A 17,418-nucleotide genomic window follows, 5' to 3' on the forward strand; every position below is an offset into this window, starting at 1 on the left:
TGCCATGCTGAACCTTGCCGAATATCGCCAGCGCCCGGCCTTGCTGGCTGACTGGTTGCCCTGGGCCGGGCTGATCGCACCGGGCGTCGTCTTGAACAAGGACGGCAGTTTCCAGCGCACGGCCCGGTTTCGCGGGCCTGACCTCGACAGCGCGACGCAAGGCGAGTTGATCGCCACGTCGGCGCGCTTGAACAACGCGCTGCGCCGCCTGGGTTCGGGCTGGGCACTGTTCATCGAGGCCGAGCGCCGCGCCGCCGCCGACTATCCGCACTCGGCGTTCCCCGAGCCGCTGTCGTGGCTGGTGGACGAGGAACGCCGGGCCACATTCGAGGACTCGGGCAATCACTTCGAGAGCGGCTATCACCTGACGCTGGTGTACCTGCCGCCCGAGGAATCGCACGCCCGCGCGGCGGGGATGCTGTACGAGAACCGGCCTACCGACGGCGTGGACTGGCGCGAGCGGCTGCAAGCTTTCGCCGCAGAAACGGATCGCATCTTTGACCTGCTCGACGGCGTGATGCCGGAAATCGCCTGGCTGGATGACAGCCAGACGCTGACCTACCTGCACGCCACCATTTCGACGCGGCGCTACCGCGTCGGCGTGCCCGAAGTGCCGTTCCACATCGACGCGCTGCTGACCGACTCCGCACTTGTCGGTGGCTTGGCGCCCATGCTGGGCGACCGGCACCTGCGCGTGGTGTCGGTGCGGGGATTTCCGCCCTCGACCTGGCCGGGGATTCTGGACGACCTCAACCGGCTTGGATTTGCCTATCGCTGGTCAACCCGGTTCCTGTGCCTCGACAAAGCCGAAGCGGAAAAGGAACTCGTCCGCCTGCGTCGCCAGTGGTTTGCGAAAAGGAAGAACGTCATCGCGCTGCTGCGCGAAACGATCTTCCAGCAAGAAAGCCCGCTGGTCGATACCGACGCGAGCAACAAGGCCACCGACGCCGATGCCGCCTTGCAGGAGCTGGGCAGCGATCAAGTCGCCTTCGGCTATCTCACCGCCACGGTTACAGTGCTCGATGCCGACCCGGCCGTGGCCGACGAGAAGTTGCGGATGGTGGAGCGGGCCATCCAAGGGCGCGGGTTCGTGACGATCCCTGAAACCTTGAACGCCGTGGATGCGTGGCTGTCCTCGCTCCCCGGCAATGCCTACGCCAATGTGCGCCAGCCCATCGTCTCGACGCTGAACCTGGCGCACATGATGCCGGTGTCGGCGGTATGGGCCGGCCCCGAACGCAATGCCCATCTTGACGGCCCGCCGCTGATCGTCACGCGCACCGATGGCGCCACGCCGTTCCGGCTGGTGACGCACATCGGCGACGTGGGCCACACGTTGGTCGCAGGCCCGACCGGCATGGGCAAGTCGGTCTTGCTCGCCACCCTGGCGATGCAATTCCGTCGCTATCGCGGCTCGCGCATCTTCGCCTTCGACATGGGCCGCTCGATGCGCGCCACCATCCTGGGCCTGGGCGGCGAGCACTACGACCTCGGGATGGATGGCGAAATCGCTTTCCAGCCCTTGGCTCGTATCGACCGCGAGGGCTACCGCACCTGGGTGGCAGAGTGGATCGAAGGCCGCTTGCGGCATGAGGGCGTGGTCGTCGGCCCCGAAGAGAAGGCCGCCATCTGGTCGGCGCTCGGCAGCCTCGCCGGTGCGCCGGTGGAGCAGCGCACGATGACGGGGCTGTCCGTGCTGCTGCAATCGAACACGCTGCGGCAGGCGTTGTCGCCTTATGTGCTGGGCGGTGCCCACGGCAAGCTGCTGGACGCCGACCATGACCGGCTCGGCATGGCCGACGTGCAGTGCTTCGAGATGGAGGAGCTGATGCACAGCAAGGCCGCCGTCATGGCGGTGCTGCATTACCTCTTTGCGCGCTTCGATGAACGCTTCGACGGGGCGCCCACGCTGCTGATCCTCGATGAAGCGTGGCTGTTCCTCGATGACCCGGTGTTTGCCGCGCGTATCCGCCAGTGGCTCAAGACGCTCAGGAAAAAGAACGTCAGCGTCATCTTCGCCACGCAGAGCCTTGCCGACATCAAGGATTCGAGCATCGCGCCCGCGATCATCGAGAGCTGCGCGAGTCGCATCTTCCTGCCGAACCCGCAGGCCACCGAGCCGCAGATTCGCACGATCTACGAGGGCTTCGGCCTCAACAGGCGGCAGATCGAGATCGTCGCCACCGCGCAGCCCAAGCGCGACTACTACTACCAATCGCGCCTCGGCAATCGCCTGTTCGACCTCGACCTGGGGCCGGCGGCGCTGGCCTTCGCGGGCGCGTCCACGCCGCAAGACCAGCGCGACATGGACGCGGTGCTGGCCGACGCCGGCGTGCCCGGCTTCGCGGGCGCCTGGCTGCGCCATCGCGGCCTCGATTGGGCGGCCGACCTGCTGCCCTCGTTCCCCGGCCTCGCGCCGGGTTCCCTCGCTGACCAACCCCTGGAGAACCAGCCATGAAGAAACGTCTCATCGCCGCCGCCATCGCGGCCATGCTTTGCACCGCCACCGCCCATGCGCAATGGGTCGTGATCGACCCCACGAACCTCGTGCAGAACACGCTGACCGCGATCCGCACGCTGGAGCAGATCAACAACCAGATCCAGCAGCTCCAGAACGAAGCGCAGATGCTGATGAACCAGGCGCGCAACCTCGCCAGCCTGCCGTCCAGCGTGGTCGGCCAGTTGCGCGCCAATCTGGCGACCACACAGCGGCTGATCGCCCAGGCCAGAGGACTGGCCTACGACGTGACGAATCTGGATCGGGAGTTCCAGCGCCTGTATCCCGAGCAATATGCCGCCACCGTCAGCGGCAACCAGATGTACCGCGACGCGCAGGAGCGCTGGAAGAACACGCTCAACGGCTTGCAGACCACCATGCAGATGCAGGCCCAGGCGTCGCAGAACCTGAGCGACGACGAAGGCGTGCTGGCCGACCTCGTGGGCAAGAGCCAATCGGCCGTGGGCGCCTTGCAGGCCATGCAAGCCACCAATCAGCTTCTGGCTTTGCAGGCCAAGCAGTCCATCCAAACGCAACGCCTGAGCATCACCCAGGATCGCGCCGCGTCGCTGGAGTTGGCGCGGCAGGCTGCCGCCGTGGAGCGAGGCCGCGAGGTGAACCGGCGTTTCCTGGGTGAAGGTACGCCGTACACGCCGCAGACCGTCGATTTCTACGGCCGGTGACAGGTGTTGCCATGACCCGCGCGCCTGCTTTCTGCGGTCTCGTGCTCTTGCTGGCCGGTTGCGGCCAGCAGGAGGTGCCTTCGGTCGATGCACTCTCGGCCCATCCGGCGCGGCTGCGCTTGCTCAAGGAGCAATGCCGCGCGGGTCAGCTCGACGGCGCGTTATGCGCGCAGGTGGTCAAGGCCGACCTGCGCCGCTTTTTCTCCGGCAAGGCCGGGCCTGATGAGTACCGGACGCTGGCCGAATTGCCGCCGATTCCGGCCAGCTTCGATGAACCCACCGAAGACGGCGAGGCGGTGGCAGCGGCCTTGCCGGGGCAGGAGGACTCGCCATGAATGACATTTCGATCATTGATCGCTTCCTCGATGTGTTCTCGCGCTACATCGACTCGGGCTTCGGCCTGCTGCACGGGGAGGTGGCGTTCCTCACAGCCACGCTGATCGTCATCGACATGACGCTCGCCGGGCTGTTCTGGGCCATGAGCCATGCCAGCGGCCAGGGCGAGGACGTGATCGCCAAGCTGATCCGCAAGGTGCTGTACGTCGGTGCCTTCGCCTACATCATCGGCAACTTCAACACCTTGGCGAGCATCGTGTTCCGCTCGTTCGCCGGGCTGGGCCTGACGGCCAGCGGCTCGACCCTGAGCATGGGTAACTTCTTGCAGCCGGGACGGCTCGCCAAAGTGGGCATCGACGCCGGGGCGCCCATTCTTGAGCAGATCAAGGAGATGGCGGGCTTCCCCGAGGTGTTCATTCACATCATGCCCATCGTCGTGCTGTTCTTCGCATGGATGGTGGTCATCGTCAGCTTCTTCGTGCTGGCGGTGCAGCTTTTCGTGACGCTGATCGAGTTCAAGCTGACCACGCTGGCGGGCTTCGTGCTGGTGCCGTTCGCCCTCTGGAACAAGACGGCATTCCTGGCCGAGAAGGTCTTGGGCAACGTGGTGTCGTCGGGCATCAAGGTGCTGGTACTGGCCGTCATCGTCGGTATCGGCTCGGGGCTGTTCTCCGAGTTCAACATCCCGGCAGGTTCGGAGCCTTCGATCGACCGGGCGCTGGTCATCATGCTGGTCTCGCTGTCCATGCTGGCCCTGGGCATCTTCGGGCCGGGCATTGCGACCGGGCTGGTGTCCGGCGGCCCGCAGCTTGGCGCGGGCGCGATGGCCGGTGCTGCCATCGGCGCAGCCGGAACCGCCGTTGCGGTCGGCGCTGCTGCTACGGGTGTCGGCGGCGCCGTGGCGGCCGGAGCGCGTATGGCGCCCGCAGCCGCCAAAGCAGGGGTCAGTGGCGCCCGTTCGATGGCATCGACCGCCAGCAGCGCCAAGTCGGCCTATCAGGCGGGCTCCGCTTCGGCCGGTGGCGGCCTCCAGGGCGCCGCCGCCGGTGTGGGCAATGTCGCCAAGACTGGCGCGCAGGCAGCCGGGCAGAAGGTGGCCCAAGGCGCACGCTCGATGAAGGAGCGCGTCGCCGCCGCCTTCCGGCCTGATGACGCCGGATCGGCGTCGGGGGACAGTGCCGCACGGGCTGCGAGCGAATCTCCCGTCACAGCCCCATCCACCGCACAACCCGCTTGGGCCAAGCGCCTGCACCGCAGGCAGCAGCTCACCCATGCCGCCACGACCGCCGCCCACACGCTGCGCGGCGGCGACGGCGGCAGCTCCAGCCAGGGGCCAAGCCTGCGTGATTCCGATTCCTGATCTTCAAGGAGAACCCTCATGCGATTCAAAAGACCGCAGGTGCGCTACGCCGATACGCCGCAGCCTGCCACCCCCTACCAATCCGCCGCGCAGGTCTGGGACGACCGTATCGGCTCGGCCCGCGTGCAGGCCAAGAACTGGCGCTTCATGGCCTTTGGCTGCCTCACGTTGGCCGTGCTGATGGCGGGCGGGCTGGTCTGGCGCTCGGCGCAGTCCATCGTCACGCCCTACGTTATCGAGGTGGACAACGCGGGCCAGGTGCGCGCGGTCGGTGAAGCCGCTACGCCGTATCGGCCCAGCGATGCCCAGGTGGCCTATCACCTGGGCCGCTTCATCGGCCTGGTGCGCTCGCTGTCCATCGACCCCATCGTGGTGCGGCAGAACTGGCTGGATGCCTACGACTACACCACTGACAAGGGCGCCGTGGTGCTCAACGAGTACGCCCGCGTGAACGATCCGTTCGCGCGCATCGGCAAGGAGTCGGTGACGGTGCAGATCACCAGCGTGACCCGCGCCAGCGACACGTCTTTCAACGTGCGCTGGACGGAGACGCGCTTTGTCAATGGCGCGCTGGATCGCACCGAACGCTGGAACGCCGTGGTTTCCATCGTGCAGCAGACGCCGCGCACCGAGCAGCGCGTGCGCAAGAACCCTCTGGGTATCTACGTCAACGGGCTGTCGTGGAGCCGCGAACTGGAAGGAAACGAAGGAGCAAAGCCATGAATGATCTTTTCCGTAAATCCGCCTTGCCGATCATGTTGCTTGCCCTCGCGGGCTGCGCCACGCAGGGCAAGCCGCCGCCGTCCATTTCGCTCGATGAGCCGGCGCAGGCGCAGCCGCTGCCGGAGCCGCCTGCGCCTGTGGAAGTGGTGGCCGTGCCGCAGGTGCTGCCGATGCCGGCGCAGATGAAACCTGTGCCGGATGCCAAGCCCACGCCGGAACCCGCCGATGAAACCGTGCGTGTGTCCCGCGCCAACGCCGAGGCGCGCATTGCGCCCACGCGCGAGGGCTACGTCAACGCGATCCAGGTCTGGCCCTTCACCGATGGCGCGCTGTATCAGGTCTATGCGGCCGTGGGCCGCGTGACGGTGATCGCGCTCCAGCCCGGCGAGGAACTGGTGACGGTGGCCGCTGGCGATACCGTGCGCTGGATCGTCGGGGACACATCGAGCGGCAGCGCTGACGCGCTGCGCGTCAATGTGATGGTCAAACCGATCCGCTCGGGCCTGAAGACCAATCTCGTCATCACGACCAGCCGGCGCACCTATCTGCTGGAGCTGACGTCTACCGAAAAGACGTGGATGGCGTCGGTGTCCTGGGAGTACCCGAAGGACAAGATGCTGGCCTTGCAGCGCCAGGCGCAGGCGGCCAGCGCCGCCGCGCCGGTCGATGCCGGGCTGTCGTTGGAGAAGATCCGGTTCCGCTATGCGGTCAGCGGCAGCAATCCGCCTTGGAAGCCGCTGCGCGCCTTCGATGACGGCGAGAAGGTCTATATCCAGTTTCCGCCGGGCATCGCCCAAGGCGAACTGCCGCCGCTGTTCGTCATCGGCGCCCAGGGCGATGGGCAACTCGTCAATTACCGCTTCCGGCCGCCGTACTACATCGTGGATCGCCTGTTCGGCGCCGCCGAACTACGCCTGGGCGGGGACAAGGGCGATGTGGTGCGGATCGAACGTACCGATGGCACGCGGAGGAACTGAGCATGAGCCAGGACGATTCCCCTGACTTTGCGCCGCAGGCGGGCAAGGTCGCGCCCGAGGCGGTGGCGCTGCGCGCCCAGCCGCGCCCGGTCACACGCCTGAACCGGCGCACGCTGGCCATGCTCACCGGTGGCCTGTCGGTCGCCGTGCTCGGGGCCACGATCTGGTCATTGCAGCCGCACCGGCGCGGCGCAGGCGAGCAGACCGAGCTTTACAACGTCGATCGCGTCTCGAAGTCCGAGGGGCTGGATGGCCTGCCTTCGGATTACTCCAAGCTGCCGCGAAAGGTGCCCGAGCTGGGGCCGCCGCTGCCGGGCGACCTTGGCCCGGCCATCGTGAAGGCGCAGCAGCCGGTGACGCCCACCTACGCGCCGCCGGGCCACGACCCGGAGGATGCACGGCGCAAGGAAGCTGAAGCGGCAGCAGCTTCCTCGGTGTTCTTCCGCTCGGGCACGCCTGGCAAGACCGCCGCGCCAGCGGCTGCGCAAGTCGCTGCGGCTGGCCAAGCATCGGCCTTGGCGGGCTTCGACCCGCTCGCCGCCGGGCCGGCCTCGACGGCGGCCCAGCCCGCCGACCCGACCGCTGTGCAGAATCGACAAGACCAGAAAGAGGCGTTCCTGAAAGGCGGCTCTACGGAAACCCGCAATTCCGGGAATCTGAAAATGCCGTCCTCGCCGTATCAGGTGATGGCCGGGACGGTGATCGCTGGCGCGCTGGTGACAGGCATCAAGTCCGATCTTCCGGGCGACGTGATCGCCACGGTGACGGAGCCGGTCTACGACACGGCCACGGGCAAGTTCCTGCTGATTCCGCAGGGCTCGCGCATCCTGGGCCGCTACAACAGCCAGGTCAGCTATGGACAGAGCCGGGTGCAGGTGGTTTGGAACCGCATCATCCTGCCGGACACGTCCTCGCTGACGCTGGACAACCTCGTCGGCACCGATCCGGCCGGCTATTCGGGCCTGGAAGACGGTGTGGACTACCACTGGAGCCGCATCGTCGCCGGTGCGGCGCTGACGACGCTGCTGGGCATCGGCGCCGAGTTGGCCGCGCCGGAGAACCGGCAGGACGGCAACCGCATCGTGATCGCCGGGCGCGACAGCGCACAGGACAGCATCAACCAGGTCGGGCAGGAGATGACCCGGCGCAACATGAACATCCAGCCGACGCTGACCGAGCGGCCCGGCCTGCCGGTGCGGATCATCGCCAACCGCGATCTGGTGCTGCGTCCGTACCAGCCAATGTTCTTCCAGCGGGGAGCGATGCAATGAGCACGACCAAGAAACTGCGGCTCGGGCCACTGCCCAAGACCGAGAGCGTCAAGCTGACCTTCGCTTGCCCGGCCAGCCTGAGGGCCACCCTCGACCGCTATGCCGCGCTGCACGCGCAGGCATATGGCGAGACCGTCGATGCAACGACGCTTATCCCGCACATGCTGGAGGCGTTCATGGCGGGGGATCGGGGATTCAGGAAGGGCACGGCGACACGGAGCGCGCCAACGAAGCCGACATGATGGCGTCGCGTACCAATGGCATCCGTCGAACGCGCAGCCCCAGGCTGCGCGTTCTTCATTCTCTGGATGCCGCACGCAAAGCCTCTTGGGCTATGATGGTGCGACAGGCCCGCCGTTCCTCGGCAATCCCGCACGCTCCAGCGCGATCCGGCTTTCCCTCCCGACGCTCCTATGTGGCTCCTAGCCCACAAGGCCGCACTTCCGCAAAGTGGCCTGAAAACGAGCTAACCTACTGTCCCATATACGGTTTCAAGCTCTGCGTGATTTGCACGAAGGACTTGACACCAGAACTTTTTTGTCCCTTGCCCTTCTGGTCGCTGCGGCGCCGGGCGTGCTCGCCCAAGCGCCGCAGCGCGGCGGAGCGGCGGAACTCCTCGCAGCCGACCCCGTGCTTGAGGAGAGGGTGACCGAGTTGTCGCACAAGCTTCGCTGCCTGGTGTGTCAGAACCAGTCCATCGCCGAATCGAATGCGCCGCTGGCGGTGGACCTGCGCAACCAGGTGCGTGAACAGCTCGCGGCTGGGAAAAACGAAGATCAGGTGATCGATTACCTGGTGGCTCGCTACGGCGATTTCGTTCTTTATCTTCCTCCCGTAAACGGCATCACCCTGCTGCTATGGGTAGGCCCCGGCCTGCTGCTGTTCAGCGGTGCCGGCTGGCTCGCGCTGCGCCTGCGCAGGCGCGCCGACGAGCCTGCAGCCGCCGCGCTCAACAACGACCAACGCAACCGCGCCCGCGCTTTGCTCGACGGCGCACCATTGCCTCCCGAGGAGCCCCGCTCGTGACTGTCTTCCTGATTCTGGCCGCCGCGCTGGTCGCTGGTGCCCTGCTGCTCGTCCTGCCGCCTATGCTCGGGGCAGGTCGTATCCATGCGCATGCGCAACAAGCGCAACGCCAGGCCGAAACCGTACTGGTAGTGTTGCGTGAACAACTCGTCGAGATCGAGAACGCATTCGCCGCGGGTGATATCGACGAAGCCGAATACAACCGGGCACGCAGCGAGCTGGAGCAGCGTGCGCTTGAGGAGGGCGAGGCTGCGGAAGCGCATACGGACCTACGTCCATCGCGGGTTTGGGCGCTGCTATCGGCACTTGCCGTGCCAGTGCTGGCGACCGGTATCTACCTGACACTCGGGGAGCCGAACGGACTGGATCCGGTTCAGACTGCTGCGCCGGAAGGCGGTCACGAGATCACGCCCGCGCAGATCGCGCAAATGGTTTCGCAGCTCGCGATCCGGCTGGAGCGTGAACCGAACAACCCCGAGGGCTGGGTGATGCTCGCGCGGTCCTACGCGATGATGCAGGACTTCCGGACGGCCACGGCGACCTATCAGAAGATCGGCCATAACATGCCTGAGCATCCGGACGTGTTCGCCGAGTGGGGTGACCTGATCGCAGGGGCTCAGGGCCGCAAGGTGTCGGGCGAGGCCGAGCGGCTTGTGAAGCGGGCGCTGGCGCTCGATCCGAACCACATGAAGGCGCTGGCGCTTGCTGGCACTGCTGCTTTCCAGCAACAGGATTTCGTCAAGGCGTCCGCTTACTGGGAGCAGGTCCTGGCGCAGGTGCCACCGGCCGAGGAGTTCGCCCGTTCGATCCGGGCGAGCATCAACGAGGCGCGGATCAAGGGCGGTATGCCTGCGCTCGACCACGAGGCCCTGCCGCAGGCCGGCGCGGGCAAAGAGGCCGCCGCCGGCACTCCCCTACCCGGACTCACGGTCAAGGGACGCGTCACTCTGGCGCCCGAGATTGCCTCGCGCGCTGCCGCCGATGATGCCGTCTTTGTTCTCGTGCGTCCGGCGCAGGGCGGGAAACCGCTCGCGGCGTTGCGCTACCGCGTGGCGGATCTTCCTGCGGAATTCAGCTTCGAGAAAGCGGAGCGGATGTCGGACGGGCCGGTGCCCGATCGGGTTTCGATTGGTGCTCGCGTCTCCAAGCTAAGCGAGGCTGCGCCCCGATCGGGCGACCTGGAAGGCCGCACTGTCGCTGTGGCGCCCAACGCCACAGCGGTTGCGGTCGTGATTGACCGGATACGCGAGTAATCCTGTTCTCATCGCTGGCATCCTGATCTCACTCGCCGACGATGAAAACTTCCTCCGATGGGTTTTACGCTCGATCGACCTTGCCTCTTCAATCAGGGTAGATCTGTCTTGGGGCACCCTTTGGGGGTATGCACTGACAGCGCGCATACCGCGCTACCAGGCTGATCGAGATATCAGGCCGACGTTTACTTGCGCGGCACTCTCGCCACTGCTTTTACACCGAGTCACCAATCAATGGCTACAACCGAAATCAACTCGACGAGCACTGAAACCACAACAGGTTGGACGATCATTTTCGTCGCGTGGCTAATCGCGAGTGCATCGACGCTTGGAGCCTTGTTTTTCGGTGAAATCATGAAGCTTCCGACTTGCTCGCTGTGCTGGTACCAACGCATTTTCATGTTTCCGCTCGCACTGATTCTTCCAATGGGGCTGTTTCCGTTCGACTGGAAAGTTATTCGCTATTCCCTGCCGCTGGCCGTCATTGGCGGATTGGTCGCGGTGTTCCATCAACTTCTCGTCGCCGGTGTGATCCCTGAGGATGTCCGTCCCTGCGCGCAGGGTGTCCCGTGCTCGCAGACGGTCATCGAATGGTTCGGCTTCCTGACGATCCCGCTGCTGTCGGTCATCGCCTTCTCGATCATCATCACTTTGCTAATCTGGGCCTATCTTCGGAGTTCTAAATGAAGCAAAAGACCGTGTTTCTTGGCGCCGTCGTACTACTGCTGCTTGTGTTCGCCGTCGCAACGATGAACCACAAGGCTGAAACGGCCGAGCAAACGGAGCAAGTGGTCGATCGCAATCGAGACCGCCTGATTCGGATGCATTCGCCGACGCTTGGCAACATGCAGGCGAAGGTCGTCATCGTTGAATTTCTCGATCCCGCGTGCGAAACCTGTCGTAGTTTCTATCCGTTGGTGAAGCAAATGATGGCGGCGAACCCGAACGACATTCGCCTTGTCCTGCGTTACGCGCCGTTCCATGAGGGATCGGAAGACGTTGTTGCCGTGCTCGAGGCTGCGCGCAAGCAGGGCAAACTCTGGCCGGCACTCGAGGCACTGCTCGCGTCGCAGGCAGAGTGGGCACCCCATCATACGGCGCAGGTGGATCTCGTTTGGAAGCATCTCGAAGGGTTGGGGCTCGATCTTGCGCGAATGCGCGCGGATATGGCCGCGCCAGAAATCGCACGCGTCATCGAGCAGGATCTTGCTGACGCGCAGGCGCTTAACGTCACGAAGACACCTGAGTTCTTCGTGAATGGGCAGCCGTTGCCGCGCTTTGGATACGAACCGCTCAAGCAGTTGGTAAACAGTGCGCTGACGGAAGCCTCACGAACCCGGCAAGACGGACGATGAGGCGGGCTTGGAAAGCCTCCTGCATCAGATCTGGAATGATTACGCAAGAAAGCTTCGAAGTTCGGCTTCGTGCCGATACCGGGCATGGCAAATGGGCTCCGCGTGTTGCGGCGATCGGAGCGAAGACGTGCGAAGGTGTTCTTTCTGTCGACGAGGAGGATGCGAAATGAAAAAGACGATCTTGATTGCAGCCATAATGGCCGCCGTGCTTCCGGCCGCGCCGGGCATGGCGCAGCCGACAGCGGCCCCGCCCGCGAAAGACGCTCAAATGCAGCAGCAGGCGCCTGAAGTCGCCGAGTTCGACAAGCAGATGGCGCAGATGCAGCAGACCATGCAGCGGATGCAGGAGCAGATGGAGATGATCCGCCAGACCCAGGATCCGCAGGAGCGACAGAAGCTGCTTCAGGAGCACTGGGAAACGATGCGCAACGGCATGGGAACAATGCACGGCATGTGGGGGCCGGGCATGTTGGGTTGCTGTGCGGGCGGTCCGATGATGGGCGGCGCAATGAGGGGCGGTCACATGATGGGATGGCGCGGGATGGGGGACTACTATTCGAAGCTCACCCCGGATCAGATGAAGCAGCGCCAGTACATGATGGATCGGTACATGGGCATGCAGCAGCAGATGATGGACCATATGATGCAGCATCAGAACTACATGTGGATGCAGCCGACTCGGTGAGGATGCGAGAGTGGCGGGAAGTCTGCCGGCCGCGTCTTCAACCCGATCGTTTCCGGTCGGGCCTATTTCCCCGGAGCCGACGAACTCTGCTGGGGCCGACGCGCGTGGTCTCAACATCCGCAGCAGACAACTTGACGTTGGCTGTAGTCGAACCGCGTGACAGACAGCCCAACGATCGCAGGCTCGGCGAAGAGAGCACTAGGCAGCATACTCCCGGGAAGTTGCGCGGCTGAAGTGTGCCGCGATCAGGAGCACATTGATGACCGAAAAGACGGCCACCCACAGCAGCGGAACCGCAACGAAACCCATCCACATGATCTGCGTCTCGCTACACGGCATGATCGGCGAGCAAGAGGCCGCCTCGACCGGCGTCGTTACTGAGGTCTGCAGCAGATGGATAACGGAGATGAGCCATCCGGCGCTCGCCAGAGGCAGTGCATAGAACACGACGTGCCGGTCGAAGAGGAACAGCCCCACCATGAGGACCGGAGTTAGCGGAAACATGAAGAGGCGCAGATACCAGCAAATGACGCAGGGCTCAATTCGTAGGTATTCACTCAGGTAAAGCGCGCGGATCATCGACAGGGCGGCGATCGACCAACCCACCAAAACCAGCATCCAGCTGATGCCGAAAAGGTCATCCGCCGATGGGCGCTCGTGGATGTTCATCGACTTGGATCTCCCAAGAGTAGAGCAGGTATCAGGGGCTGACTCGCGAGGTATCGGCGATGCCGCTCGCGCGGATGGACTCGTCCCCTGCGGGCGCCACGCACACCATCGGCGTAGCCACGATCCAACTTGCCCACGCTACCCGCCACGTGGGGACGGGTCAATGCCTTTCGCCCGAAACGGAAATACTGAAACCGACGGTCGTCGTGCCACCGGTGGAGCGGACAAACGGGGTGCCGCCATGCATGCGCGCGATTGCTGCGACGATCGACAATCCAAGTCCGTGATTGGTGCTCCCGTGTTCGCGTGCCCCATCCGCCCGATAGAAGCGGTCGAACAGGCGTGGAAGATGTTCCGCAGGAATCTCCGGGCCGACGTTGCTGACGGACACGCGGACGAGGCGCGACGGGTCCGCTCCGATGTCCAGATCGATCATTGACCCGCGCTCTGCAAACCGCGTTGCGTTGGCGAGGAGGTTCGATATCGCCCGCCGCAACAAACCCGCATCGAAGTCGCCGCCGCTGTCCCCGGAAACGCGAACGCTCACGCCAGCCTCCTGCAGTGCCGCATCGTGGAACTCGATGACCTCGACCGCAAGCGCAGCGAGGCTGCCGACCGGGCTTCGGCGCGCTCGCTCGCCGCGATCGGCCTTCGACAGGAACAGCATGTCATTGACGAGACCCGCCAGGCGGTGCAGGTCCTCGAGATTGGATCCCAGCACGTCCCGTAGCTCGGGAATGCTGCGCTCGCGGCTCAGGGCGAGTTCGGTCTCGCCGATCAGTGTCGCCAGCGGCGTGCGCAGTTCATGGGCGACGTCCGCATTGAAGCCTTCCAGTTGCCGGTATGCGTTATCCAGCCGTACGAGCAGCGCGTTGAACTGCGCGACCAGCGGCTGCAGCTCCTGTGCCTGCGCGGAACCATCTAGCGGCTGTCCGACGTTTTCCGGACTGAGTGCCGCGGCTTGTCGAACCAGGTCGCGAACGGGCAACAGTGCGCGTCGCACGAGCCACGCACCGCCCGCGGAGACGACCACCGCGCCGGCCAACGCACTCGCCAGTAGCGTCCACGCCAGTTGCCTCAGCAGCCGGGCATCGGAACTGCTGTCGAGCGCCAATTCGGCACGCAGCACGGTCGTGCCCGACCACGGCGAAGGGATCTCGAATTCAACCCGACGCAGGTTCGCGGCGGGCTCGGGGGCCGGTGGCGTCATGTAGAGGAGCGCCTCGGCATCCACGGTCAGCCGCAGTTTGAGATCGGCATGGCCGATGAAGAAATCGTCGAGTTTGTGACGCAGGCTCGGCAGTTCCTCCGGCGTCGTGATCTCGCGGACAAGGTGGCGGATCACGTCCTGCTTGTGCCGCAGCTCCTCGGTCTGCTTCGCCGAGAAGTTGAGGCTGGTGGCCACGTACACGACGACGCAGACGACCCCGAGCCCGATGAAAGTCTGCACTGCGAGCCACCACGACAGCCAGCGGCCGAGCGAACGCGGATTGCGCATCCTCAGGGTTCCCGGTCTTCCAGGACGTAGCCCATGCCGCGCACGGTATGGAGCAACTTCTTCGCGAAGGGGTCGTCGAGCTTGCTGCGCAAGCGGCGTACCGCAACCTCCACGACGTTCGTGTTGCTCTCGAAGTTCATGTCCCACACCTGCTCGGCCAGCGCGGTGCGCGACAGCACCTGCCCGTGCCGGCGCAACAGCAAGGTCAGGAGTGTGAATTCCTTGGCCGTCAGATCGAGCCGCTGCCCGGAGCGCGACGCCTTGCGCCGCACCAGATCGAGTTCGAGGTCGGCCAGCCTGAGGACCGTGCGGTCCTGACCGGCCGTCGGAATGGCGCCGCGCCGTAACAGCGCCTGTACCCGTGCGAGCAGCTCGGACAGAGCGAAAGGTTTTACCAGATAGTCGTCCGCACCCGCCTGCAGCCCCTGCACGCGATCCTCCACCTTGTCCCGCGCGGTGAGCATCAGCACAGGTACGTGCTTGTCGCGTCGCAGTTCGCGCAGGACGGCGAAGCCGTCCAGGCCCGGCAGCATGACATCGAGCAGGACGAGGTCGTAATGCCCCTCGATCGCCAGGTAGCGTCCCTCGGTGCCACTGTGGGCGACATCGACAACGTAGCTGTTTTCGGTCAGCGCCTTGCGCAGGTATTCGGCGAGCTTCGGCTCGTCTTCGACGACCAGGATCTTCATGCGCGAATTATCGCGAAGAGCGCAGTGCGGCGACATTACGAATTCGTAATCGGGCTGTTCGCGATTCGACGTGGACGGTTTTCTACAGTACGCCCCGTGTCCGGCCGGACTGCAACGGCCGTTGCCCGAGCCGGACCGTCCCTTGCATCGACGAAAGGAAGCTCATCATGCCCAAGATCCGTACTGCCACCCTCGTGCCCTTGCTCGCCGCCGTCCTCGCCGCGCCGACCGCGGCCCTGGCCGGTTCGCTGTGGCACCCCGCCAACAACGAAGCCGGTTTCACCTTTCATCCCGACCACTCCACAAGTACCAAGACGCGCGCCGAAGTGCTGAAGGAACTGGAGAAGGCGAAAGCGGATGGAAGCTACGACTATCTACAGCGCGGCCTACCGGTTCCCGCCCGGGACACCGGCCCGGGCAAGACGCGTGAGGAGGTGATCAACGAACTCGTGAATATGACGCCCGAGGAGCGGGCGCGCATGGACGAACTCTATGGGGACAATTGACACGCTGGAGATATGCGCGCGGGCCGGATGTCATGCAACACATGACATGGCAAGGCCCCGCACCGTCTCGACATGAGGCCTCTGCAGTCCAGCCCCATTTTCTATTTCGACCTTCTTGCCGCTACAATTCGCCGCATGCGCCGCTGGCTTGCGATTCTCTTCATGGTATTCCTGCCGCTCCAACTGGGTTGGGCCGCGGTGAGCGCCTATTGCCAGCACGAGTCGGGCGCGGCGGCGAACCACCTGGGGCATCATGACCACCAGCACCAGGCCGCGGCTGGCGACGAGCCCGGATCGAAGGCAGCGGGAACCGATTTCGATTGCAGCTTCTGTCAGGCAGCGAGTTGCACCGCACTGCCGAGCGACGCTGGATCGTCCTCGGACGGCATTCTGACGCCCCCCGCCATCGCCTCCACTCCGATGGGGCTTCTCGCAGGACATCCCTCCGAGCCCGAACGCCCGAAATGGGGCCTCCCTGCCTGATCGGCAGGGTGGTCGCTTTCACTTTCTTTCCGGCAAGTTCACCGTTCTGAACGGTATTGCCGTGCGTCCATTGCGATCGAGCTGATCGCGCCTTGCCGATTTTCCGTGTCTCGTCATCAACGGAGAATTGGATGTTTCGAAGAATTTGCATCACCTGGCTGCCGGGGCTGCTGCTCGGACTCGCGGCCGGCGGGGCGTGGGCACAGGTCACGCCCCCTGCATCACCGGTCGTAGCGACGCTCAGGCAGGCGTTCGACGCCGCGTGGGCGCGTCAGCCTGAAGCCCGGTCGCTCGACATGCGCCAGACGGCGGCGCTGGCGCGACGCGAGAGCGCGGACAGCTGGTCGGCCGAACCGCCGGCACTCGAAGTGTCGGGCAAGACCGACCAACTCCACCGCAACGACGGCAGCCGCGAATACGAGATCGGCCTCGCGGTGCCGCTGTGGTTGCCCGGCGAACGCGCATCGACCGCAGCCCTTGCCGATGCCGAAGTGCGCGCGAGTACGAGCCGCGCGCTTGCGGCACAACTGCGCACGGCCGCCGGGGTGCGGACCGCGTACTGGGATTGGCAGCGTGCGCGGATCGACGTCCTGGTCGCCCGCGAGCGGCTTGCCAGCGCCCGCGAACTCGCTGCGGATGTGTCGAAACGGGTTCGGGCCGGCGATCTCGCACGGGCCGACCAGCATCAGGCGGACGGAGCGTTCGCGACCGCCGAAGCGTCGCTCGCCGAAGCCAGCGGTGCGCTCGCGGGTGCGGAGCAGCAGTTGCGCGCCCTGACAGGCGTGACTCCTGCGCTTGCCGCTGAAGGGCTCGCCGTCGCGGAACCGGAACCCGCCCCTTCCGGCGCCCCCGCCACCGTGGAAGCGGGGCATCCGGCGGTCGCCGAACTGCGTGATCGGGCCGAGGTTGCACAACGCAGCATGAGGCTCGCCGGCATTCAGGGACGGGCCAATCCCGAGCTGAACCTGGCGACGACACGCGAGCGCGGCGCATCCGGCGAATCCTGGCAACAGACGGTGACGCTCGGCCTGCGTATTCCGTTCGGGTCCGATTCCCGCAACCGCGCCCGCGTCGCCAGTGCCAGTGCCGAAGCGATCGAAGCCGAAGCCCAGCTTCGGCTGGAACGCGAACGCCTGACGAGCGACGTGGATACGGCGCGCGTCCGGGTGGAATCGGCGCGCACCCTGGTCGCCTCAGCCGAACAGCGCGCACAGTTGGCCCGCGAGGCGCGCGGCTTCTTCGAGAAGGCGTTCCGCCTCGGCGAAACCGATCTGCCGACCCGCCTGCGCATCGAACTCGAAGCCGCCGAAGCCGAGCGTCAGGTGGCGCGCACCCGCATCGAACTGGCCGCGGCCGTGTCCGCGCTGCGCCAGGCCATGGGCCTTCTTCCCGAATGAACACCAGGAT

General features: G+C 65.2%; 19 protein-coding genes. 16 read left to right on the plus strand and 3 right to left on the minus strand.

Annotated features, from left to right (window positions below):
- The first annotated feature begins 4 nt into the window (after nt 1-4).
- The 13 genes from trbE to CJ010_RS23865 all read left to right on the plus strand — a co-directional run bounded on the left by trbE (nt 5) and on the right by CJ010_RS23865 (nt 12,166).
- Nucleotides 5-2,458, plus strand: coding sequence for a conjugal transfer protein TrbE (gene trbE, locus CJ010_RS23805; protein ID WP_108500079.1), 2,454 nt, complete (start codon nt 5-7; stop codon nt 2,456-2,458).
- Complete coding sequence (gene trbJ, locus CJ010_RS23810; RefSeq protein WP_009523294.1) at nt 2,455-3,180, plus strand: P-type conjugative transfer protein TrbJ; 726 nt, start codon at nt 2,455-2,457, stop codon at nt 3,178-3,180. Before trbE ends, trbJ begins: the two co-directional genes overlap by 4 nt.
- Nucleotides 3,181-3,191: 11 nt before the next feature.
- Nucleotides 3,192-3,515, plus strand: coding sequence for an EexN family lipoprotein (locus CJ010_RS23815; protein WP_009523295.1), 324 nt, complete (start codon nt 3,192-3,194; stop codon nt 3,513-3,515).
- Nucleotides 3,512-4,876 carry a P-type conjugative transfer protein TrbL gene (gene trbL / locus CJ010_RS23820; RefSeq protein ID WP_024537619.1) on the plus strand — a complete coding sequence of 455 codons (1,365 nt, stop codon included), beginning with the start codon at nt 3,512-3,514 and terminating at the stop codon, nt 4,874-4,876. The genes CJ010_RS23815 and trbL overlap by 4 nt, the downstream gene beginning before the upstream one ends.
- An 18-nt stretch (nt 4,877-4,894) precedes the next feature.
- Nucleotides 4,895-5,599 (plus strand): conjugal transfer protein TrbF, encoded by a 705-nt coding sequence (gene trbF / locus CJ010_RS23825; protein ID WP_024537618.1) that lies wholly within the window; start codon nt 4,895-4,897, stop codon nt 5,597-5,599.
- Entirely contained in the window at nt 5,596-6,576 is a 981-nt protein-coding gene (gene trbG, locus CJ010_RS23830) for a P-type conjugative transfer protein TrbG (protein ID WP_024537617.1), read from the plus strand. The genes trbF and trbG overlap by 4 nt, the downstream gene beginning before the upstream one ends.
- A 2-nt stretch (nt 6,577-6,578) precedes the next feature.
- Complete coding sequence (locus tag CJ010_RS23835) at nt 6,579-7,847, plus strand: TrbI/VirB10 family protein (RefSeq protein ID WP_024537616.1); 1,269 nt, start codon at nt 6,579-6,581, stop codon at nt 7,845-7,847.
- Nucleotides 7,844-8,089, plus strand: coding sequence for a DUF2274 domain-containing protein (locus CJ010_RS23840; RefSeq protein WP_024537615.1), 246 nt, complete (start codon nt 7,844-7,846; stop codon nt 8,087-8,089). Before CJ010_RS23835 ends, CJ010_RS23840 begins: the two co-directional genes overlap by 4 nt.
- Before the next feature lie 295 nt (nt 8,090-8,384).
- Nucleotides 8,385-8,873 carry a cytochrome c-type biogenesis protein gene (locus tag CJ010_RS23845; protein WP_205754850.1) on the plus strand — a complete coding sequence of 163 codons (489 nt, stop codon included), beginning with the start codon at nt 8,385-8,387 and terminating at the stop codon, nt 8,871-8,873.
- Entirely contained in the window at nt 8,870-10,126 is a 1,257-nt protein-coding gene (ccmI, locus tag CJ010_RS23850; protein ID WP_141020289.1) for a c-type cytochrome biogenesis protein CcmI, read from the plus strand. Before CJ010_RS23845 ends, ccmI begins: the two co-directional genes overlap by 4 nt.
- A gap of 234 nt (nt 10,127-10,360) precedes the next feature.
- Complete coding sequence (locus CJ010_RS23855; protein WP_141020290.1) at nt 10,361-10,813, plus strand: disulfide bond formation protein B; 453 nt, start codon at nt 10,361-10,363, stop codon at nt 10,811-10,813.
- On the plus strand, nt 10,810-11,481 hold the full coding sequence (locus CJ010_RS23860; protein WP_141020291.1) for a thioredoxin domain-containing protein: 672 nt from the start codon (nt 10,810-10,812) through the stop codon (nt 11,479-11,481). Before CJ010_RS23855 ends, CJ010_RS23860 begins: the two co-directional genes overlap by 4 nt.
- Nucleotides 11,482-11,647: 166 nt before the next feature.
- Nucleotides 11,648-12,166: a hypothetical protein gene (locus tag CJ010_RS23865; protein ID WP_141020292.1), complete on the plus strand. Its 519-nt coding sequence runs from the start codon at nt 11,648-11,650 to the stop codon at nt 12,164-12,166.
- 198 nt (nt 12,167-12,364) lie between these two features.
- Here the strand turns inward: CJ010_RS23865 and CJ010_RS23870 are convergent, their stop codons facing one another.
- From CJ010_RS23870 to CJ010_RS23880, 3 genes are all read right to left on the minus strand, one after another.
- Complete coding sequence (locus tag CJ010_RS23870) at nt 12,365-12,835, minus strand: disulfide bond formation protein B (protein WP_141020293.1); 471 nt, start codon at nt 12,833-12,835, stop codon at nt 12,365-12,367.
- A 160-nt stretch (nt 12,836-12,995) separates the two neighbouring features.
- Nucleotides 12,996-14,333, minus strand: coding sequence for a heavy metal sensor histidine kinase (locus tag CJ010_RS23875; RefSeq protein ID WP_141020294.1), 1,338 nt, complete (start codon nt 14,331-14,333; stop codon nt 12,996-12,998).
- A 2-nt stretch (nt 14,334-14,335) separates the two neighbouring features.
- Nucleotides 14,336-15,022 carry a heavy metal response regulator transcription factor gene (locus CJ010_RS23880; RefSeq protein WP_141020295.1) on the minus strand — a complete coding sequence of 229 codons (687 nt, stop codon included), beginning with the start codon at nt 15,020-15,022 and terminating at the stop codon, nt 14,336-14,338.
- A gap of 167 nt (nt 15,023-15,189) precedes the next feature.
- Here CJ010_RS23880 and CJ010_RS23885 point away from each other — a divergent pair, with 167 nt between their 5' ends.
- The 3 genes from CJ010_RS23885 (at nt 15,190) to CJ010_RS23895 (ending at nt 17,408) form a co-directional block, all read left to right on the plus strand.
- On the plus strand, nt 15,190-15,528 hold the full coding sequence (locus CJ010_RS23885) for a DUF4148 domain-containing protein (RefSeq protein WP_141020296.1): 339 nt from the start codon (nt 15,190-15,192) through the stop codon (nt 15,526-15,528).
- Nucleotides 15,529-15,600: 72 nt separating this feature from the next.
- Nucleotides 15,601-16,011 carry a hypothetical protein gene (locus CJ010_RS23890; RefSeq protein WP_240794454.1) on the plus strand — a complete coding sequence of 137 codons (411 nt, stop codon included), beginning with the start codon at nt 15,601-15,603 and terminating at the stop codon, nt 16,009-16,011.
- 131 nt (nt 16,012-16,142) lie between these two features.
- Nucleotides 16,143-17,408, plus strand: coding sequence for a TolC family protein (locus CJ010_RS23895; RefSeq protein ID WP_141020297.1), 1,266 nt, complete (start codon nt 16,143-16,145; stop codon nt 17,406-17,408).
- The last annotated feature ends 10 nt before the right edge of the window (nt 17,409-17,418 follow it).

This window comes from Azoarcus sp. DD4 (assembly GCF_006496635.1).
Lineage (GTDB): Bacteria > Pseudomonadota > Gammaproteobacteria > Burkholderiales > Rhodocyclaceae > Azoarcus.

Coding starts and splice junctions, on each gene's coding strand:
- CJ010_RS23835 (WP_024537616.1), top strand. CDS start 6,579: ATGAGCCAGGACGATTCCCCTGACTTTGCGCCGCAGGCGGGCAAGGTC.
- trbG (WP_024537617.1), top strand. CDS start 5,596: ATGAATGATCTTTTCCGTAAATCCGCCTTGCCGATCATGTTGCTTGCC.
- CJ010_RS23815 (WP_009523295.1), top strand. CDS start 3,192: ATGACCCGCGCGCCTGCTTTCTGCGGTCTCGTGCTCTTGCTGGCCGGT.
- trbF (WP_024537618.1), top strand. CDS start 4,895: ATGCGATTCAAAAGACCGCAGGTGCGCTACGCCGATACGCCGCAGCCT.
- CJ010_RS23840 (WP_024537615.1), top strand. CDS start 7,844: ATGAGCACGACCAAGAAACTGCGGCTCGGGCCACTGCCCAAGACCGAG.
- CJ010_RS23885 (WP_141020296.1), top strand. CDS start 15,190: ATGCCCAAGATCCGTACTGCCACCCTCGTGCCCTTGCTCGCCGCCGTC.
- CJ010_RS23860 (WP_141020291.1), top strand. CDS start 10,810: ATGAAGCAAAAGACCGTGTTTCTTGGCGCCGTCGTACTACTGCTGCTT.
- CJ010_RS23855 (WP_141020290.1), top strand. CDS start 10,361: ATGGCTACAACCGAAATCAACTCGACGAGCACTGAAACCACAACAGGT.
- trbL (WP_024537619.1), top strand. CDS start 3,512: ATGAATGACATTTCGATCATTGATCGCTTCCTCGATGTGTTCTCGCGC.
- trbE (WP_108500079.1), top strand. CDS start 5: ATGCTGAACCTTGCCGAATATCGCCAGCGCCCGGCCTTGCTGGCTGAC.
- CJ010_RS23865 (WP_141020292.1), top strand. CDS start 11,648: ATGAAAAAGACGATCTTGATTGCAGCCATAATGGCCGCCGTGCTTCCG.
- CJ010_RS23895 (WP_141020297.1), top strand. CDS start 16,143: ATGTTTCGAAGAATTTGCATCACCTGGCTGCCGGGGCTGCTGCTCGGA.
- CJ010_RS23870 (WP_141020293.1), bottom strand. CDS start 12,835: ATGAACATCCACGAGCGCCCATCGGCGGATGACCTTTTCGGCATCAGC.
- trbJ (WP_009523294.1), top strand. CDS start 2,455: ATGAAGAAACGTCTCATCGCCGCCGCCATCGCGGCCATGCTTTGCACC.
- CJ010_RS23880 (WP_141020295.1), bottom strand. CDS start 15,022: ATGAAGATCCTGGTCGTCGAAGACGAGCCGAAGCTCGCCGAATACCTG.
- CJ010_RS23890 (WP_240794454.1), top strand. CDS start 15,601: ATGAGGCCTCTGCAGTCCAGCCCCATTTTCTATTTCGACCTTCTTGCC.
- CJ010_RS23875 (WP_141020294.1), bottom strand. CDS start 14,333: ATGCGCAATCCGCGTTCGCTCGGCCGCTGGCTGTCGTGGTGGCTCGCA.